Source organism: Psychrobacillus sp. FSL W7-1457, from assembly GCF_038593405.1.
Lineage (GTDB): Bacteria > Bacillota > Bacilli > Bacillales_A > Planococcaceae > Psychrobacillus.
Map to the genome: position 1 here is coordinate 265361 of NZ_CP151993.1, position 19767 is coordinate 285127.

Consider the following 19767-nt stretch of genomic DNA (forward strand, 5'->3'; position numbering starts at 1 on the left):
TAAGGTAAGGGCTATTCACCCTTACCTATAATCGTTAGATTTTATTTGCTTACTCAAATAATTTAAATTCCCCATCCTGAATGATTAGTACAGTAGGGTCCATGATTACATCGCCTTCTTCGTCAAAAGAGATCTTCCCAAGAATACCTTCTAAATCTTTTATTTCAGCTAGAGCATCGCGGAGTGCATCACGATCTGCTTCCCCAGCATTTTTTAGTGCCTCTGCGTAAATATAAAGAGCATCATAGGCCTGTGCAGCAAATTGGTCTGGTTTGTGCCCGTACTCTGTCTCATATTTCTCTACAAAAGCCTTCACTTTTTCATCAGGTTTATCAGCAAACCAAGGAGTTGCAACGATTAATCCGTTAGCTGCTTCCCCAGCAATTTCAATTACCTGAGGTGAGTTGAAACCATTCCCTCCTACAAAAGGAACATCAATGCCCATTTTTCTCGCTTGATCCATGATTACTGCACCTTCATTGTATAGTGCGGAAGCCAAGATTAAATCTGGCTGAAGATCTTTAATCTTAGTAAGCTGCGCATTATAATCAGACTGTCCTTTTTGGAACGTCTCGATTGTTAATATATCTAGTCCCATATTTTCAGCTTCAGCCTTCATCGTATCGAATCCAGATTGAGTGAATAAGTCATCGTTCCCATATAAAATGGCTACTTTTTTAGCACCGTATTTGTCTACTGCCTTTTCTAATGCTGCTGGAATAGCCAAAGATTCCGGTATAGAGTTACGGAATACATAATCTCCGATTTGAGGAATACCAGCCGCTGTTGTAGAAGTCCCCATGATTGGGATCCCATTAATGTCAGCCTCAGGACCGACTACGTTCATTTCCGTACTTAACGTTGGCCCTATAATGGCAACAATGTCATCCTGGCTCATTAATTTTTGACCAACAGATAATGCCTGCTCTTGTTTTCCGACAGAATCCTCGATGACAAGCTCAATCTTTACGTCGCCCTTTTCATTAATTTCTTCTAAAGCTAGCTTTAATCCATTTGTAATCGCTTCCCCATAAGCTGCGCCTGGACCTGTCATGTAAGAAATAACCCCTATTTTGGCTGAAATCGTGCCATTTGCGTCCTTACTGCTTTCTCCATTTGAAGACTCCCCAGCTCCACAAGCTGCCAGGAAAACTAACATCGTAATGGTAAGAATAATAGATAACTTTTTAAAAACATTTCCCATACCCCAAACCCCCTGAAAAAGATTTATAAAACATATATCTATATTAAAACTATTAACTCTATAATGTAAAGTTAATATTTTGAATAATTTAAATAATAAAATAATAATATATTGATATATGAAATCTAGAACTAAGCATGCAAATATAGGTTTCAAAAAAAAGATTAATAAGATTAAATTATTTAAAAATAAAGCTATTAGGGATAATATTACGTATTCAACTAGTGGGAATAACTTATAAAAATTCTAGTTTACTTCCGACTTAGGTGTCATTAGAGATTAAGATTAGTCCATACGCTTTTATTTATATAGATCAATTTACTCGTGAGCCTTTTATCATAATAAAATTAAAAATTCAATTACTTTGGAATTATTTGTTGTTTATAACAGAGTTCTGACTTTACCTCTATATACAAAAATGGAATATTATAACTAATATTGATTTTTTAAAGGAGGAGTTTTATGTGCATAGGCAAGCAAACAGGGGATGGTTGTAAGGTCGTTAGAAGAGCTAAGAGGAAAAACATACTATGAAAATATTAGATGTAGACTTATTAGAAAATGGACTTCAGCGGATTGGGAATCAACAGGAGAGATTAAGAACTGAAATGACTGCTATACAGCAATCTATCGAAGCATTAATAGCAATGGACGAAGTACTGAAAGGGAAAGGAGGAACAGCGATTAAGTCCTTCTATGAAGAGTGTCATCTCCCTCTACATCAAACCTTTCAATTATTTTCTCAACATTTCTCAGAAACATTAGTCAACATAAATAATGCTTTAGAATCACTGGAGTCAAGTAAAGAAGGCTATATACGGGAGGCGTATTTGGAGGGAGAAATAGAGACTGGGCTTACGAGTTTTTCCCAGCTTACTAGTGATTTAACTAACCAATCAAATGATATGATAAGCCAAGTTAGTGATATTGTAGCTCTTCCTCAATTAGATGATAGCATGGTGCAAGAAGGTGTAAGTAATGCAAGAAAAGATAAAGATGAAACGATAGACAAGCTTCATGAGTTTGATACCTCTCAAAACAATGCATTATCCGCTATAGAGGAAGGTATTAATTTAATGAATCAATGGATTTCTATGATTGAATCATTATTTTTATCCGGACGTACAGATATTAGATTTGAGACGAACCAATGGAAAGCAATGACGTTGAACAGTGAATTAAAAGATATAGTAGATTCTAAGACATATCCAATGATTACTTGTACTGCAGGAGACAACGTAGACGAATTAATAGGGACGGAGATTGATCCAGAGATACTGAGTATTATGGAAAATGGTAGAATTAAATCAGTTGAAGGGGAACTGGATGATACTATGTTGTTTGTCAGGTATCATGTTTATGACAATGGACTTATCGTAAAAGAGTTTCAAAAAATTGAATCCGACCAAATTCAATATGAAATAGTATCCAAAGTAGAGGAAGCACAGGAGTCAGAGGATAAAAACGGTTTTGAAGTAGTCGCTGATTTTCTGATTATGGATGATATCAGAACATTAACAGATCCAAATGCATCTTTTTTAGATAAAGGAATAGCTGCCGCCTCTGTTATCCCTCTTCCCGTTGGAAAACTTGTAAAAGGTGGTTCGGCAGCAGTCAAAGCTGTAGACAACGCTGCTGATGCTTCAAAGGCGGCAGATAAGGTTAGAGATGCCTCTAGAATTATAGATGAGTTACCTCCTATAGAAAATGGACCATATATAAAAAATGGAAAACCACGTGGAAGACCACAATTATCAGGTGACAAAAAATTAGAGTTTGAACGGAAGGTATATGACGACAATGTTGGACCTGATGGCATTTTACGTGATCCAAATACAATGGAGGTCCTTGACTGGAAGCCTGGTCAACCAAGAAAAGGTGCGGTAGACTTTGGACATCGACAAGGTTATGAGTATCATCCTATGTTTGAAAAATATAGAAATCGTGAAATAACTTTAGAAGAATTGAAAGAGTTCCAATTTAACCCCGAAAACTTTAGGATAGAGAGTCCTGGAGCAAATAGGAGTCGTAAATTCGAAGGGAAATGATAAGGATATGAAAATAACAAATGTGTTTGATGCAGTACTTAAAGGAACCTTTGAAGATTTTAAAAGTTTCTATAATGGAGAAGTAAATCAGATAAATCCACATAGCAAGTTAAATTTATTGTCTACCGCAATGCTTAATTCTGAGAAACCCGATGATAAGCTGACGATTATCCAGTACCTATTAGAAAATGGTGTAGATATTTCTTTTACAGATTCTTTATATAAAAGAAATGCTCTACATACTTTCTTTTTTAACGTTATGAAAGGTCCAAAAGACTATATGGAACAAGTTGTGAGACTGCTGGTGAAAAACGGTGTAGATGTAAATGGTTTAGATAAGTTCCATTCAATTCCCTTAAAATATGCGATAACAGTCAATAAAAACACTACAGAGGATATGAAGGAGATTTATTCTTATTTAGTGAAAGAGGGGTCTGATGTGAATATAAAGGATACCTTTAATAAATCAATAGTAGACTACGCTAAAGAGTTTCCTTGGAGAATTGAATTTTTGGAAATAGTAAAGGAGTATGAGCATGGATAATAAAAACGATGCATATGGTGGTTTTATGGTTTCTAAAAATGTCTTTAATGGCGTGCCAATCAGATATAGCTTTAGAGAACCGAGTTCTATACCTCAGTTAAACGGCTGGAATCTTTTCTCGGAGTTAGATGATGATGAATATGTGAACAATCCGGATAACTTTGTCATTGTAAATGCTGAAACTATTTATTCGTTAGCACCACAGATGCTAGAAATTTTTGATGCTCCTTACGGGACCGATTTGTTTTGGGTTTATGAAGAAAACGTACACATCGGTTTTTATGATTTGGTGGCAGATAAGATAACGTCAATTGAACAGATTCTAGCGTAGGCGTAGATGATGCTTCCTAGCTTTGGAGTATGGAGAACGTTTAAATAGAGAAACACAGGACGTCCAACAATGGGCGTCCTTTTCTTTTTGTCTATGCTGTTAATCGTAAAGGAAGCACAGGGCGCACAAACATTCCTATCATGCTAAAATAGAGCTAACTAGAAACAGAAACATAGAAAGGGTTTTAGATGATGAATAGTACGATAAACGAAAAGAAAATTAAAGAACTATGTGGCATTACTGCTTTTAAAAAGGGTAAGGCTTATTTTCTTGCGGATAAGGTGCATCTTCATCCTAGCCCTAAAGATAAAAAGGTGATGAAAGCTACTGTAAAGGCAGGAGAGAATTTCATGGTCACTATAAAAGCTGACTCCGTTGGAGAGGTTGTGGCCTCTTGTACATGTCCCCCTGTCGGTTTTGTTTCCACCTATTGTCAGCATATTGCGGCTGCTCTCATCTCAATCGATGAAAAGCAACGAATGGATAGTTATTTGGCAGAAAGAATGCTAAATCTATTTGAAAAAAAGACCTCCCCCCCTACAGGAAAGCAGCTGCACTTTGATGAAAGAAAGATACTTGAGATGGAGTTCACGTGCTGTACAGTTCCTTTGGAGGGAGGGGCTTACGGATTCGGTATACAGTTAGCTGTTGGCCCCGAACCATTTCAAGAAATAAAGCAGGTAGCAAAATTTCTCTATGAAATGGAAAGAAGAAGACCTTTCGAATATTCACCAGGCTATTCCTACGCACCGGAGGTCTTTAGCTTTACAAGGGAAACGGATGACGTGCTTCAAATATTAATGAAAAGTCAGCGCATAAATAGTAAGGCAATAATACATGATGATATTTTGCTTATGTCGGCCACCGATTGGGATAGACTTCTCCCTTTACTTATAAAAGCACCGAGAGTTAAGTTTCTACATGATGATTTTTACTATGAAGGCATTCAGCTTGGTCAAGAGCTGCCGATACGTTTTGAATTTGATGAGGCGAAGAAGCCTGACTATCAGTTGAACGTAAAAGGTCTCGATATGGTGACCGTCTACAGATCCTATGGCTACGCATTTTCTAAAGGGGTGCTATACAAACTGCAGCCGGAAGAGACAAGCAGACTGGCAGAACTAAAAAGCATACTGGACCAATCTGGTAAGCATGAGCTAATCATTCTAGAGAACAATATCGACCAATTCATGAAAACAGTTCTACCAGGCTTGATGAAGCTAGGTCAGGTCTACATAGCGGAGCCTATCTCTAAAAGGATGGGAGAAACACCTCTAAAGGCGAAGCTGTTTCTTGATAGGGTAAAAAATCGCCTGCTTGCTGGCTTAGAGTTCCATTACGGCCATCTGCTAGTCAATCCCTGTGAGGAAACTGAGGAGTCATTCACCCATTTTCCTGGTATACGGCGTCAGAGAGAGAAGGAACTCGAAATCATGAAGCTCTTGTTGGACTGCGGATTCAACCAAACGCCAGGAGGATTTTACTTAATGGATGAGGAGGACGAATATAACTTCCTGTATTATGTATTGCCAAATGTTGAAAAGTGGGTGCAGGTATACGCTTCTACTGCTGTGAAATTACGGGTAGTGAAGGAATATACAGGTCCAAAGATAAGGATTGAGATGAAGGAAAGAACCGAGTGGCTAGAGTTTCGCTTTGAGCTAGACGGTATAAAGGAAAAAGAAATTCAACAGCTGATGACAGCCATTGAAGAGAAAAGAAGATTTTATCGGATACCAAACGGGAATCTAGTGTCGCTTGAAACACCTGAATTTTTAGACCTTGCAAGATTCATGGAGGACATGGAGGTAAGCAGTGAACATTTTCGGGACGTGATGCAGGTTCCTATTCTAAAGGGGATGCAGATTGCACAGACACTAAGTCGAGGGGATCTGCTTGAGCCAGGACAAAGATTTGCTAAGCTCCTTAAGAATCTAAATGAACCGGAGAACCTGGAAGAGGATGTACCATTAGGGTTAGAAAATGTATTACGAGACTACCAAAAGGTGGGCTTCAGATGGTTTAAACTGATGGCATCATATGGTTTTGGAGGTATACTCGCAGACGATATGGGGCTAGGGAAAACACTTCAAAGCATTGCCTTTATTGAATCGGTGTTATCAGAATCTCGTGTTCGAAAACAGCCCATATTGGTCGTTACGCCTGCATCACTCCTTTATAATTGGAAAAACGAGCTAGGCAAGTTTACTCCACATATAGATGTACAAATCATCGATGGCAGTAAGACAGACAGAAATGCGGCATGGAAAGCTGGGATAGAGGCTGATGTCCTCGTCACCTCCTATCCTTCCCTCCGAATGGACACAGATTGTTACAGAGATCTTTTCTTTCATACTGTATTTTTTGATGAGGCGCAGGCTTTTAAAAATCCAATGACTAAAACAGCTCGGGCAGTAAAAATGCTACAGGCAAAGCATCGATTTGCACTTACCGGGACACCAATAGAAAACTCTTTAGACGAGCTTTGGTCTATTTTCTATGTTGTATTTCCTGGTCTATTGCCAAACAGAAGAGAATTCAGTGAGATGAGAAGAGAGCATATTGCCAAACAAGTTCGCCCATTTATATTGCGACGTATGAAAACGGATGTTTTACAAGAGCTGCCTAAGAAAACGGAAATGGTTATCTATTCCGAACTGCAGGTCGAGCAGAAAAAGCTCTACGCTGCGCACTTGGCAGAGCTCAAGCATGATGCCCTTAAACATTTAAAGAAAAAAACCTTCCGGAAAAATCGCATTAAATTTCTCGCTGGGCTAACTAGACTACGACAATTGTGCTGTCACCCAGCCCTCTTTGTAGAAGGCTATGAAGGGAGCTCCGCTAAATATGAGCAGTTAATGGAGATTTTAGAGGATTGCCGAATGACAGGTAGACGAGTGCTTGTCTTTTCTCAGTTTACTCAAATGCTAGCCATCATTCGCAAGCAGCTCATTAAGCAGGGTGCACCATACTTTTATATAGACGGACAAACCCCACCAGTGGATCGTGTCAGTCTGTGCGAACGATTTAACGAAGGAGAGGGAGACTTGTTCCTTGTATCATTGAAAGCAGGGGGTACAGGGCTTAATCTCACCGGAGCAGACACAGTAATATTATATGACCTGTGGTGGAATCCAGCAGTGGAGCAGCAAGCAGCAGATCGTGCTCACCGCATGGGCCAAACAAATGAGGTCCAAGTCATTCGATTGGTAGCAAAAGGCACCATTGAAGAAAAAATTACACAGCTCCAGCATAGAAAACAAAATCTAATCGAGGAAGTTATACATTCTGGACAGGACATATTAGCTGGAATGGATGAAGAAGACATTTTAGAGGTTTTGATGGGAGAGTAACTTATTAATAAAATGAAATAAAACCCAGCATAAATATACAAATATTAGGAGTCCTAAGTAATGACATTGTAATTAATCTTTCCGCCTTAAGAATTATTTTTCATATACGCTCTTCTCACATTTCCATTATTTCTAATAAATGGAATACAATATTATCAACTGAATGTGATAAGGGAGGGAGCTTATGAAAGTATTAGATGTCGATCAATTACAAATAGGGATAAAAGATAATATTAGTATGATGGATACACTTCAAACTGAAACAGAGGCCATCCACCAAAGTATTAAAGGGTTAGTTGGTATGAATGAAGTGTTAAAGGGTTATGGAGGAAATTCAATTAGGTCCTTCTATGAAGAGTGTCACTTGCCCTTTCTTGAATTTTTCCAACTATTTTTAAGGGAATATAAGCGGGTGTTGGAGACTGCTGAAACTGCATTACTTTCACTTGAACCAAATACTGATGGGCATATGGTCGAAAGATATATGGATGGAGAAGTGGAAGAAGGTCTTCAAAATATCTCAACTCTTACAAAAAATTTAGTAGAAGCAACGAATGGTATTATGGACCAGGTTGCTGATATTATTTCTCTGCCTCATCTTGACGATAGTGATGTGCAGGACGGAATTATACTTTCTAGAAATAAAAAAGATGATACCCTAGATAAGCTCTATGAGTTTGATCATACGCAACATAACGCCTTGTTGCCAATTGAAAACGGAATAAAGATAATGGAAAGACGCGTAGCTGAAATAGAAGCTCTAATGAAGAGTGGATTAACCGATAAGCACTTCCAAGTCAATATATGGAATCTGTTGACAGTAAATAGCGAACTAGCAGATGCGATCGAAACACAGACATATCCACAGTTAAGTTGTGTATTAAAAAATGAGCACGAACATTTAATTGGAACAACAATATCAGCAGATACCTTTGATTTGTTAAATATTAAGCTAGAACGAACAGTGGAACGAGAACTTTTTGATGACTTTTCATTGTTAAACTACCATGAATATGAAAATGGGCTTGTAATCAAAGAATATCGTTTAAAAGGTGACGATACGATTCATTATGAGATCGTCAGTGAAGTGAAAGAGGAAATATTGTCTCCAAAAGAAGCTTATAAATTAGGAGAGGATGAATATATAGAATATATTTCATCATTGTCTGACGGAGAAAAGGAAATATTTTTACGAAACGTAATGGATGCTCAGTTAGAAGAAGAAAATAAATTAACCATGGGAATTTTAGATTTTTTAGTTTTAGATGATATCAAAGCCCTTTTTGGACCAGATTCCTCTTTGACTGAGAGAGGGCTAGCAGCTGCCGGATTCCTCCCATTCGGCAAGGTTACAAAGCTAGGTAAATTAGGTAAGTTATTTGGACATGCAGACGATGTACCAACAAATAAAATTGACGACGTACTCGAGGCCAGAGGTATAAAAGTAGTAGATGGTAGAGTAGGAAATAAAATACCTATAGAAGAATTTCACAATATACGGTCCCGTTCAGTCCATAATGCAGATGCCGATTCTATGACTCTTGGGAGGTATACAGGAGGATCTGACTCTTACATCGCAAGAGCTGGTAATAATTCTACTTATTTCAGTATGGGTGATGATTGGAATAAAATCCAAAGTAAATATGGTTTGTCAGATCAGGAAATGTTTGATTACTTTAATGTACCTGCTCTGAATGACGCTGTTTCAAGTGGAAAGAAAATTCAATTCTCACATAACCCAAATGAACGCGTAGGAAGCTTTCTTAATCAGGAGTGGGAGTATTTAAAAAAGGAACATGGCTTTACTGACTTAATTGAAGAAGGAGGAATGTGGTATGCAGAAAGATAGTTTAACTACAGCAAAGGACAAAGCAAAGAGCTTTACGAAAGCAATGAGAGAATACTTTGGGGATCGAGTAGATAATTTTTCAATTTACAATCTAATGGATACACCTCACCAAACGTTCTCGATAGATTTTCAAGCATACAAATACTTCATTATTACTTTAGGTTATGATAGAGGCAGTTTTGGATGTGCTATTAACTACGGGAAATCTAATGTGAGTTTAGAAAACAGTCAGAAATGGTTTGATGAAGCAGATATGAATATCTTCTTAGAGGAATTGGAGCAACAGCTAGAATTAAGAATACCGGATAAATTTTTAGATTTTTATGGGTGGAAATAAAGGATAACTTTTCTTATTAAGCAAGTTAGGAAGTAAGACAGATGCCGTTTGTTAGGTATCTGTTTTTTTACTTGTATATGGAATAATTTTCATTTAAAGTAAAACTATTGTCTGTTAAAGGTGGGTGAATAGAAGTAAATGGGTATAATAATTTTAGTACTATTTATATTTATTTTAGTAATTCTAAAAAAACCAACAGTAAAAGGGTCTATAGGTGAGTGGCAAGTAAAGCGTAAATTAATGGGTCTAGATGAAGAGGAATATGTGGTGCTCCATGACCTCTTGCTTCCCTATGAAGAAGGAACAACACAAATAGATCATGTAGTTGTCTCGACAGTAGGTATATTCGTGATTGAGACTAAAAATTATAAAGGATGGATATTTGGCAAGGAGAGACAAAAGTATTGGAAGCAGGTAATTTATAAGAAGAACTATAATTTTCTCAATCCAGTAATGCAAAACTTTGCTCATCTTACTGCTATACAAACTCTAATAAAAGAGACATACGAAGGGCCTTACTATTCGTTAATAGCATTTAGTAACGAAGCTACCTTAAAAGATATAGAGATAAACTCTGAACACGTACGAGTGTTATACATATCTGCGTTACTCAAGACAATCCAGTCATATGATCAGAAAGTAATTCTTCCTTTTCGAGTGAGACAGATTGCCATGACATTAATAAATGCCAATATACAAGGAAAAGAATCGAGAAAGATTCATGTTCAAGAAATAAAAACTAAACTTGTAGCAAAACAAATTAACTTAAATACTGAAGTTTGTCCTCGTTGTAGTAGCCAACTTATCGCCAGAAAAGGGAAATACGGCGAATTTAAAGGTTGTTCTAATTTTCCTAAATGTCGGTATGTGCTAAAGTGATAGGAAGTCTAAAGTATTAGAGTAAAAAAGAGGTAAAGTATAATAAATAATAAGATTAAGTTTCTATGGAGGTGTTTCTTTGAAAGAAGGTATTTACGACCTACCTATAAACAAAAATATTTATGCAGAGCTAGAGAAGCTTACTCCTGAAATGTATACAATTGACCTAGAGAAGATGGATTTTGAAGAGGCAAAGACCTACTTTTCTTCTTACATTTCAGAGGTTACTAAGAAAGCTCTCTCATATATTCGGGAAGAGGCAAAGGAAGATGACGAAGCACTTTTGTTGCAAATTCAAACTTGTAATCAAATTATTCAACTGTTAAGTTCAAAATTACACGACGAGGATTTTGTGAATCTACAACTAGATGAAAGAGGAGAAATACTTACTTCCGTATATAAAAAGTTAAACAGTATACGGACATTTCGTAAAGAGAAGGCAACTCGACCGCTCACTTCAATTTCTCAAAGCTCTCTATTCACGGGCTCTCAATATGAACCTAACATGTTAGAAGAATTAAAAAAAGAGATTGCTTCCTCTGATGAAATTGAATGGCTGGTTTCTTTTATTAAGTGGTCAGGACTCAGGATCATATTAAATGAACTTCGAGACTTTACTATAGAACGTGGTGGGAAGCTAAGAATTATTACTACTTCCTATATGGAAGCAACAGACTATAAAGCACTTGTGGAGCTTAGTAAATTACCTAATACAGAAATAAGGGTATCATTAGATAAACAACGAACTAGACTTCATGCAAAGGCATATTTATTTAAACGCAATACAGGCTTTAGTACGGCTTACATTGGTTCTTCCAACTTATCTAATCCAGCATTAACTTCAGGGTTAGAATGGAATTTAAAGATTACCGAAAGGGATTCCTTTGATGTTCTAAGAAAGTTTGAGGCAACCTTTGAAAGTTATTGGAACGATGAGGAATTTAAATCTCTTTTACCTGAGGAATACGAAAATTGGGAAATGGTACAGTACTCATTGTCAAAAGAAACTGTCGCCGAGGAAACCGAACAGTATTATTTTGATATCCAACCATATCATTATCAAAAAGAAATATTAGATCAGTTGGAAGTAGAAAGAGTAATTCACGGGCAGATGAAAAATCTCGTAGTGGCTGCGACTGGAGTCGGAAAAACAGTAATTTCTGCTTTTGATTTTAAGCGATTTCTAAAACAAAAACCTAACGCAAAGTTATTATTTATAGCACATAGAGAAGAAATATTAAAGCAAAGTCTGATGACTTTCCGAACGATTTTGAAGGATGCCAACTTTGGTGAAATGTTTGTTGGGAAGCATGAGCCTAAATCTTTTAATCAAGTATTTATGAGTATTCAAAGCTGGAATAGCAAAAAGATGAGTGAAAATACTACTTTTGATTTTTACGATTATATTATTGTTGACGAATTTCATCATGCAACAGCACCCTCGTACAGAGCATTATTAGACTTTTATCATCCAACAATTTTACTTGGTTTAACAGCTACACCTGAACGAATGGATAATGAAAGTATTTTAAGTTATTTTAATGATCGAATTGCTGCTGAAATGAGGTTGACAGAAGCAATAAATAGAAAATTATTAACTCCATTCCATTACTTCTGTGTAACTGATAACGTTGATCTAACTAATATTAAATGGTCAAGAAAAGGATATGACATAGGAGAGCTAACAAATATTTATACTGCAAATCATCGCAGGAGTGATCTAGTTATACAAAGTATAAAAAAGTATGTTACCTCACTAAAAGAAGTAAGAGGGTTAGGGTTTTGCGTTTCAGTAGATCATGCAAAATATATGTCATCCTATTTTAATCAAAAAAATATACCTTCTATTTCATTGCATGGTAAATCGTCACCTGAGGAACGAATTACAGCACAAAGAAAATTAGTAAGTGGAGAGATAAATTTTATCTTTGTTGTGGATTTGTATAATGAAGGAATAGATATTCCTGAAATCAACACAGTATTGTTTTTACGTCCAACAGAAAGTCTAACTGTCTTTTTACAGCAACTTGGTCGAGGATTAAGACTCGCGGATGGTAAAGAATGTTTAACTGTACTTGATTTTGTTGGACAAGCCCATAAAGATTATCCTTTTGAAGAAAAATTCCGAGCGTTGGTAGGAAAAACAAAACATTCTATTCATCATTACATTGAAAATGGGTTTTTCCATCTACCTAAGGGTTCTGTTATCCAAATGGAAAAACAAGCAAAAGATTATATATTAAGAAATATAAAGGCTGCCCGAATTAATAAACAAAATCTTATTGCAAAAATTAAACATTTTGAAGCGGATTCGGGAATGCCGTTAACTTTAAATAATTTTATACAGTTCTATCATCTATCATTAGCAGATGTTTATGGGTCACAAAAAAACCGTAGCTTTGAAAGGATGAAGGTAGAGGCAGGGGTCATAAAAGAATATGTAGCAGAATATGAGGATCTTTTGATGAAAAAAATTCATAAATTATTTCATTTAGATTCCTTAGATCTGATAAATTTCTACAAAAAATATATTGAAAAGTTTGAGGTTAAAACAGAGGAAGAACGAAGAATGGAAGCAATGTTGTATTATTCATTTTTCTCTAAGCCTCCTAAGGATTTAGGCTTTGCTTCCATAAAGGTAGGACTTCGAGAATTATTAACAAATCAAGCATTAAAAGATGAGATTCTCCAAGTAATCGAGGTTTGTTTTGAAAACTTAAGGTTACTTGAAAAAAAATCTCCGTTCAATTTTGTGTCTCCTCTAAGAGTGCACGCACATTATACGATAGACCAAATCTTAGCTGCATTTGGGTACTATAATGAAAAACAAAAACCTGCTTTTAGAGAAGGGGTTAAGTATTTTGAGGAAGAAAAAACGGATGTTTTTTTCGTTACTTTAAATAAATCTGATAAAGATTTCTCTCCTTCTACTTTATACGATGACTATGCGATTAATGAACAATTATTCCATTGGCAATCTCAAAGTAGAACTTCCGATACAAGTCCAACAGCGAGAAGGCTATTTAATCATCGTAAAACGAATAATAAGATTTCTATCTTTGTAAGGGAATATAGGAACGAAGGAGCGTATACCTCTCCCTTTATCTTTCTTGGAACAGCTGATTACGTTAAGCATGAGGGTAGTAAACCTGTGAGTATTATTTGGAAGTTGCACGAACCAATGCCAGCATACCTTGTATCAAGTGCAAATAAAAATGTTTTATGATATAAACCTATATCTAATGTTTCATAACTTAATCGATCCAGGATAAGGTATATGAGATAAATAATGCAGCAGGAGAAATTTTATTTCTCCTGCTGCATTTTTTGCGTTCTAATTAAATCAATTAGCAATCTCCGAATTAAAAATCATATCACAGTCTAGTGTGTTAGCAACGAGTGCTTCTTATTTGATAGAGCAAAATTAATTTTGCATTAATAGATTTATTTAGGTTTACCTGTAAAAGCAGGAATTATGAATTAGGTTCAATCGTAATGAATTTACATCTAAAATGGTACTCTTTGTTATTTTTAAGTAGAATAGGGTAGTAAGTAATAGATGTAATTAGGAGGAATTTTAAATTGAGAAAGTTAACTGTAGTTCTTATGATTTTTGTTTTGTTTTTATCAGCCTGTAATAATGAGACTGATAAAAAGGAAGGAAAGTCAAAAGATGAAAAATCAAAAGATGAAATGGTCCAGGTAACAATTCCTTTTCGTTTTTATGATGGCGTAAGTGAGGAACAGGTACTTGAACAGGCGGACAAACTTGGGATAAGCAAAACTACAATAAATAAGGAAGATCGACTAGTTGAATATGAGATGACTAGAGGAACACAGGAGGAGATCAGTGCAGATTTAAAGAGCAACCTGAAATCGTTTGTAGAAGAGATAGAAGCGAATGAAGATATTAGCTCGATAAAGGGAATTGAATATAACAAGGAATACAATGACTACACCGCTACTGTAAACCGAGAGATTTATGAAGCAGACGGCAATGCCCAGGGCTATGCTCTTTTAGGTCTTTTATTGAGAACACTTTATTACCATTATTTTAATGGGGAAGATTATGAAACGTATGAAGTAAAGATTGATGTAAAGGACGAGGATACGAACAAAGTATTTGATACAGTAGATTTCCCAGGTGAGGATGGTGGCTTTTAGAGATTAAATTCTACATTGATTTGTGGAAAAATAAGGATTGGGTAATTTAATCATATAAATGAAGAAGTTGGTTATACTTCTGTACACAGAGATTTTAAATGCTGTAATTTGTAGCTAAGCGAGAGGTGTTTAAATGCGAAAATCATGGGTAGCTTTATTGATATGCTGTATTTTACCAATCATTACTGGCTGTACAGAGTATGACCAAATGACCGTACAAAGTGAAATAATACAAGTTCATGCGGATAGCCCTTCCATCCTAATAGCAAATGGTAATAGATTCACGGAAGTGAGAGAAACAACAGGTAGTGAATTCACTATTGGAGAGAAGGTTGGGGAGGTACAAGAAAATGTCGGTCGAGATATTGTACCAAGCAATAACCTTTCCTCCAATGCATTAGCGCCTGGGACGGAAATCTATTCTATTAACGAGGATCCGGATATTTACCTTGCCAAGATCTCTAGCAGTAGCTATATGATTTATATTAGTGAGTAGTTTGTCTGGATGATTTGTTAAAATATAAAAAAGTAAAGGTAAAAGTGACAAAAGGTAAGAGGAGAATCTTTTCTTATCCTGTCTCTATTGCCTTTTTTATAAAACCAAAACAGAACGTATGTGTGGTATAATAGAGAGATAATAGTGTGGTAGCTCAAGGGTGGTTGGTTCACTCCCGGTAGAGAGGGGGTGGTGCCTTGTCAGTATTCGAAGCATTGATGTTTGCAGTAGCATTTGCGACATTGGTCGTTGTAATATTGTCGTTTAACCATAAAAAATAACCCATCCTTGAGTTGAGAGCTCAGATGGGTTAATCCTAATTGAAGCCAATCCCCTTTGGGACCAACTATTATAATGGACTGGTTGATGCACTAACATCAATCAGTCTTTTTTAATGTACGCAGTTGTTACTTTTAGTATACGTTTGGAAAGAATTCTTTTCAAGTAGTTCATCTCTTTTAAGCGACTGCTAATTACCCAAAGTGCGCTCTAGCTCAACGCATGGTAATATATGAATTAATTGGAAGAGAACGTACTAGCCATAGGATGGGAAGGGGTTTAAGTATGAAAGCATATCACTTTTATTGACGCTAGAAGGTGTAGAGCCAGTTGTTTGGAGAAGGTTTGTTATTCCTGCAGAGACTACTTTTAAAAGGCTGCATGACACGATTCAATTTGCAATGGGATGGCAGGACGCTCATTTATTTGAGTTTGCTTTTGAAAGAGAGAAACGCAAATTGGAAATCGTAGAGGATGAGGAAATGTATGAACAACATATTTTTGAGCAATTGGGAGCGTTTAAGAATCAGCATAAAAAGATAGAGAATAAATTTGAAAAGCGCTATGTAGAAAGACTAATGACTAGAGAGATGAGACTTGCTACTAAAACGAAGCTTCCAAAATATGTAGAGGAATATATTGAATTTGTTTATCTATACGATTACGGTGATAACTGGCTGCATCATATTAAGCTAGAAAAAATTATCCTAGATTATGAAGTGGTGCATCCCATTTTGTTAGAAGGGGCAGGAGCTTGTCCGCCAGAAGATGTAGGGGGAGTAGGAGGGTATCTAGAATTTTTGGAAGCTTGGAATGATCCTACACATGAACAGCATCAAGATATGAAGCGATGGGGAGAGGGAATGTACGAGCCTGAATTTAATATGGAACAAACAAATAAATGGATGAGAGAGATATTGAAGCTTAAAAAGATTAAAAAGGACGACTGTTCCTGACAAAGTTAAAATTGAAAAAGGAAAGATAATAATGAGTAAAAAGAGAAAAAATAAAAAGAAGAAAAATATAATAGAAGAGGGAGAACTGTTTGGAGAATTTGCTTTTATTGCAGGTTATACAGAAGGCGGAGCCCCATATGGGATTTTGCATGACGAGTGGGATGAACTCAATTACTCGGAAGAGGATGAGAATGTCCGAGAAGATAATGTGCTTCCTTTTTAAAAATAATTAGATAGCAAAGCTCTGATAAATAGAAGTAGGTAGGAGGCTCAAGAGTGAGGCTAGCTTGGAAGAAAGAGTGACAACGTTCCATGTATCCCGCAGACTCGAAAAAACTCTGGAGCTAGCGCTATGTGCAATATAAATCCAATGGGGAGAGTCTTTGGAAAGTAGATAACATTTAAATAGCGAACTAACCTATCCAGGAATTAATTGGATAGGTAATAAATTTTGCTACACCATGAACTTAGAAATTTTTATCTGTAAATATTCTGCATGATTTGCTAACGATATAGCAGCTGCAGTTACTTCTTCCATAGAAGCTAATTACTCCTCGGATGCAGAAGCTACTGAGGTAGAATTATCAGATATTACTCTTGTTGAGGGAGTTAGTGCAAGGAGAAATATTATGGTTTATGATTTTAAAAAGGGTGTTTAGGGGGTGTCTCATGAACAAAAATACGTGCCCTTCTTGTGGTTATAGTACGATGGATAGTGATGGTCACTACGATATATGTCCAATCTGTTTTTGGGAGGACGATCCATTCCAAAAGGAAAATAAATATGATACAGGTGCCAACCAGATATCTCTAATTGAAGCTCAAATAAACTATATTAACTATGGCGCTTGTGAAAAGAGATTTGTTAAAAATGTTAGAAAACCTAATTTACAAGATAAAAGAGACCCTAATTGGAGGGCATTTAATGATGAATTATACGAATTGAAATTAGCATGTAGAAAGTTTAAAGAAGGAATATATAATATTGCCGATTTAGAGCGTAACTTATCTTGGATTGTTGTTCCTAAAGAGCTAACCGAAATTATAAAAAGAGCAGAGGTTGATTTAGAAACGATTCGTTTTTGCACTTTCGAGTACAAGCAAAGAGATGAAGCGATAGAGGTAGTTGATCATTTACTAAAACAATTAAATATTACATTAGAGACGCAGGAATAAAGTATTAAGTACGTTAATAATGAAGGGAACCTCAACAAAAGGATGTTCCCTTCATTTTCTATACTCTGAATTGTAGGTATTGTTAAACCCCAAACCGCTGTCTATACCCACATTTTCTACACATTTCCTCAACAGCTTCTCTTCTAGTGAAACCATCGTAAAGAGCATTTGCTCGCTCGCCTTCAATTATTTCAGAGAAGGGGGTTTTATTGACATTACCTAAATTAATGACTCCTTCACCGTCTAAACAGCAAGGTACTACTGTTCCGTCTACCAAGATAGCAGCTTGGCTTCGAAGTGCATGGCAAAATCCTTTGCCATCATCCTCTGGTGCTTGTAGGCTTGGCCATTGGAATTCGTGGTCTTGGTTTAAGAAGACATTTGGCGCGATTTTAATCCCTTTACCTGGCTGTACCTTTTCTTCAATTCTGAAGTCTAGGTTATATTCATTCTCTAAAATTTCTAATGTTTCTCTATTTCTCCGCTGTACTAGGTCTGACACCTGGTCTTGCTGGAGGTTCCATAAGCGGTAAGAAATAATTGTGTTATGCTCTCTCGAATCACGTACAAATTCAAGGATATCTCCTAAGTACTTTTCACGATTCTCAGATCCTTCATGACCATCAAAGCTGTGAAGAGAGAAGTTAATTTGACGAAGTGCTGGTTTACCTAATAATTTTTCTCTATTCTTTTTGATTAACGTTCCGTTAGTAGTGATATTAACCTTAAAACCCTTTGCATGAGCAGCATCTAGAAGCTGATCGATACGAGCGTGGAGTAGTGGCTCTCCTTTTACATGCAGGTAAATATATCTCGTATGGTCCTTTATTTGGTCAAGGATATTATTAAATGCATCTAATTTAATAATGTTAGCCTTACGAGCAGTGGGTGGACAAAAACTACAAGCAAGATTACAGACACTTGTAATTTCTATATACATCTTTTTAAAAGTTTTCAAGTTTTCTTCACCGTTCCAGTTCTATTTGATAAACAACTATACTTATTTTAACAGAAAAATATTTTAGGGGGAGAGCTTTCTAAAAGTATATTTTACGGTAGGAGGAAAACCTTCAGATTTTGCCGAATGAAGCATGAGAGATAGTTTTAAAGGAGGCGTGTCTATTGGAAAAAAAGATTCGATGGGGAGTTTTAAGTACAGCGAGAATTGCAAGAGAACAGCTTATCCCGGCAATCCAAAGAGCGGGCAATGCAGAGTTAGTGGCTATTGCAAGTAGAGGAAGTAAAGTGCATGAGGTTGCAAAGGAATTAGAAATTAATATCGCTTATGAAAGCTATGAAGAGCTTCTCGCCAATCCAACTATTGATGCAATCTATATTCCCTTACCTAATCATTTACATAAGGAATGGGTGATTAAAGCAGCTAAGGCAGGAAAGCATGTACTTTGTGAAAAGCCAATTTCACTTACGTCCCAAGAAGCAATCGAGATTATTGAAGTCTGTAAGGAACAAAATGTGAAGTTCATGGAGGCTTTCATGTATCAGCTCCACCCACAGCATACACGTGTAAAAGAACTCATCTCTTCCGGTGTTATAGGAGAGATCAAACTGGTAACTGCCAGCCACTCGTTCTATATGGAAAATAGACAAAACGAGTTTAGAATGAATCCAGAGATGGGTGGGGGTAGTCTATTCGATGTAGGCTGTTATTGCATCCATGCCATTCGATACATGACCGGAGCAGAACCTGTTAGGGTGCATTGTATGGCAGATCTAGATAAGGAAACTAACGTTGACATAAGTGCATTCGGGACTTTACAGCTAGACAATGGTATTCATGCTACGTTTAATTGTAGCTTTGACATGGCTGGGAGAAATGAATATGAAATAGTGGGTTCTAAAGGAACGATTAAAGTGCTATATGCATTTCGTCCTGACCAAAATGGCGGCTTAGGTAAAATAATGATTCAACAAGATGACATGACAAGTGAAGAAAATATTCCTGGTGATCTTTATCGAATAGAGGTCGAACACTTCTCCAATGCTATTTTAACGAATACAAATCCCGAGGTGACAGGCGAATTTAGTATTGGGAACATGCGTGTAATGGAGGCCTGCCTAGAGTCGATTAAAACGGGAAAAATTATGCAGATGGTAAATTAACAAAATACAGAAAGAAAAGCTAAACTCTTA

The 19767-nt window shown here is 36.4% G+C and carries 15 protein-coding genes and 1 pseudogene; 14 read left to right on the plus strand and 2 right to left on the minus strand.

What is annotated here, in order from left to right:
• Positions 1-49: 49 nt before the first annotated feature.
• Positions 50-1204 (minus strand): ABC transporter substrate-binding protein, encoded by a 1155-nt coding sequence (locus NSQ95_RS01420; RefSeq protein WP_340886590.1) that lies wholly within the window; start codon positions 1202-1204, stop codon positions 50-52.
• Between the two features lie 530 nt (positions 1205-1734).
• Between NSQ95_RS01420 and NSQ95_RS01425 the strand changes: the two genes are divergently transcribed.
• The 13 genes and pseudogenes from NSQ95_RS01425 to NSQ95_RS01485 all read left to right on the plus strand — a co-directional run.
• Positions 1735-3252 (plus strand): T7SS effector LXG polymorphic toxin, encoded by a 1518-nt coding sequence (locus tag NSQ95_RS01425; RefSeq protein ID WP_340886592.1) that lies wholly within the window; start codon positions 1735-1737, stop codon positions 3250-3252.
• A 7-nt stretch (positions 3253-3259) separates the two neighbouring features.
• Positions 3260-3796, plus strand: a complete 537-nt coding sequence (locus NSQ95_RS01430; protein ID WP_340886594.1) for an ankyrin repeat domain-containing protein — start codon at positions 3260-3262, stop codon at positions 3794-3796.
• On the plus strand, positions 3789-4127 hold the full coding sequence (locus tag NSQ95_RS01435; RefSeq protein ID WP_340886596.1) for a DUF2185 domain-containing protein: 339 nt from the start codon (positions 3789-3791) through the stop codon (positions 4125-4127). The genes NSQ95_RS01430 and NSQ95_RS01435 overlap by 8 nt, the downstream gene beginning before the upstream one ends.
• Positions 4128-4318: 191 nt before the next feature.
• Positions 4319-7480 carry a DEAD/DEAH box helicase gene (locus NSQ95_RS01440; protein WP_340886598.1) on the plus strand — a complete coding sequence of 1054 codons (3162 nt, stop codon included), beginning with the start codon at positions 4319-4321 and terminating at the stop codon, positions 7478-7480.
• A gap of 184 nt (positions 7481-7664) precedes the next feature.
• The gene (locus NSQ95_RS01445; RefSeq protein WP_340886600.1) at positions 7665-9329 is read left to right on the plus strand and encodes an LXG domain-containing protein; all 1665 of its coding nucleotides are present in this window, start codon (positions 7665-7667) and stop codon (positions 9327-9329) included.
• Positions 9316-9666, plus strand: coding sequence for a hypothetical protein (locus NSQ95_RS01450; protein WP_340886603.1), 351 nt, complete (start codon positions 9316-9318; stop codon positions 9664-9666). Before NSQ95_RS01445 ends, NSQ95_RS01450 begins: the two co-directional genes overlap by 14 nt.
• A 138-nt stretch (positions 9667-9804) precedes the next feature.
• A complete protein-coding gene (locus NSQ95_RS01455) occupies positions 9805-10545 on the plus strand; it encodes an NERD domain-containing protein (RefSeq protein WP_340886606.1) in 741 nt (246 codons plus the stop codon).
• A 79-nt stretch (positions 10546-10624) separates the two neighbouring features.
• Entirely contained in the window at positions 10625-13771 is a 3147-nt protein-coding gene (locus tag NSQ95_RS01460) for a DUF3427 domain-containing protein (protein ID WP_340886609.1), read from the plus strand.
• A 356-nt stretch (positions 13772-14127) separates the two neighbouring features.
• The gene (locus NSQ95_RS01465; protein WP_340886612.1) at positions 14128-14709 is read left to right on the plus strand and encodes a hypothetical protein; all 582 of its coding nucleotides are present in this window, start codon (positions 14128-14130) and stop codon (positions 14707-14709) included.
• Positions 14710-14842: 133 nt separating this feature from the next.
• Positions 14843-15205: a hypothetical protein gene (locus NSQ95_RS01470; protein WP_298467972.1), complete on the plus strand. Its 363-nt coding sequence runs from the start codon at positions 14843-14845 to the stop codon at positions 15203-15205.
• A gap of 584 nt (positions 15206-15789) precedes the next feature.
• Complete coding sequence (locus NSQ95_RS01475) at positions 15790-16440, plus strand: plasmid pRiA4b ORF-3 family protein (protein ID WP_340886618.1); 651 nt, start codon at positions 15790-15792, stop codon at positions 16438-16440.
• Positions 16441-16471: 31 nt separating this feature from the next.
• Positions 16472-16663 carry a hypothetical protein gene (locus NSQ95_RS01480; protein WP_340886621.1) on the plus strand — a complete coding sequence of 64 codons (192 nt, stop codon included), beginning with the start codon at positions 16472-16474 and terminating at the stop codon, positions 16661-16663.
• Between the two features lie 446 nt (positions 16664-17109).
• A pseudogene (locus NSQ95_RS01485) lies at positions 17110-17358 on the plus strand (CPCC family cysteine-rich protein); the annotation flags it as partial.
• Between the two features lie 340 nt (positions 17359-17698).
• Here the strand turns inward: NSQ95_RS01485 and NSQ95_RS01490 are convergent.
• On the minus strand, positions 17699-18574 hold the full coding sequence (locus tag NSQ95_RS01490) for a radical SAM/SPASM domain-containing protein (protein ID WP_340886623.1): 876 nt from the start codon (positions 18572-18574) through the stop codon (positions 17699-17701).
• A 164-nt stretch (positions 18575-18738) separates the two neighbouring features.
• Here NSQ95_RS01490 and NSQ95_RS01495 point away from each other — a divergent pair, with 164 nt between their 5' ends.
• On the plus strand, positions 18739-19737 hold the full coding sequence (locus NSQ95_RS01495) for a Gfo/Idh/MocA family oxidoreductase (RefSeq protein WP_340886626.1): 999 nt from the start codon (positions 18739-18741) through the stop codon (positions 19735-19737).
• Positions 19738-19767: the final 30 nt, after the last annotated feature.

Excerpts from the sequence above, each read along its gene's own strand:
- NSQ95_RS01440 (WP_340886598.1), top strand. The coding sequence starts at position 4,319 with ATGAATAGTACGATAAACGAAAAGAAAATTAAAGAACTATGTGGCATT.
- NSQ95_RS01430 (WP_340886594.1), top strand. The coding sequence starts at position 3,260 with ATGAAAATAACAAATGTGTTTGATGCAGTACTTAAAGGAACCTTTGAA.
- NSQ95_RS01455 (WP_340886606.1), top strand. The coding sequence starts at position 9,805 with ATGGGTATAATAATTTTAGTACTATTTATATTTATTTTAGTAATTCTA.
- NSQ95_RS01445 (WP_340886600.1), top strand. The coding sequence starts at position 7,665 with ATGAAAGTATTAGATGTCGATCAATTACAAATAGGGATAAAAGATAAT.
- NSQ95_RS01480 (WP_340886621.1), top strand. The coding sequence starts at position 16,472 with ATGAGTAAAAAGAGAAAAAATAAAAAGAAGAAAAATATAATAGAAGAG.
- NSQ95_RS01420 (WP_340886590.1), bottom strand. The coding sequence starts at position 1,204 with ATGGGAAATGTTTTTAAAAAGTTATCTATTATTCTTACCATTACGATG.
- NSQ95_RS01435 (WP_340886596.1), top strand. The coding sequence starts at position 3,789 with ATGGATAATAAAAACGATGCATATGGTGGTTTTATGGTTTCTAAAAAT.
- NSQ95_RS01450 (WP_340886603.1), top strand. The coding sequence starts at position 9,316 with ATGCAGAAAGATAGTTTAACTACAGCAAAGGACAAAGCAAAGAGCTTT.
- NSQ95_RS01470 (WP_298467972.1), top strand. The coding sequence starts at position 14,843 with ATGCGAAAATCATGGGTAGCTTTATTGATATGCTGTATTTTACCAATC.
- NSQ95_RS01425 (WP_340886592.1), top strand. The coding sequence starts at position 1,735 with ATGAAAATATTAGATGTAGACTTATTAGAAAATGGACTTCAGCGGATT.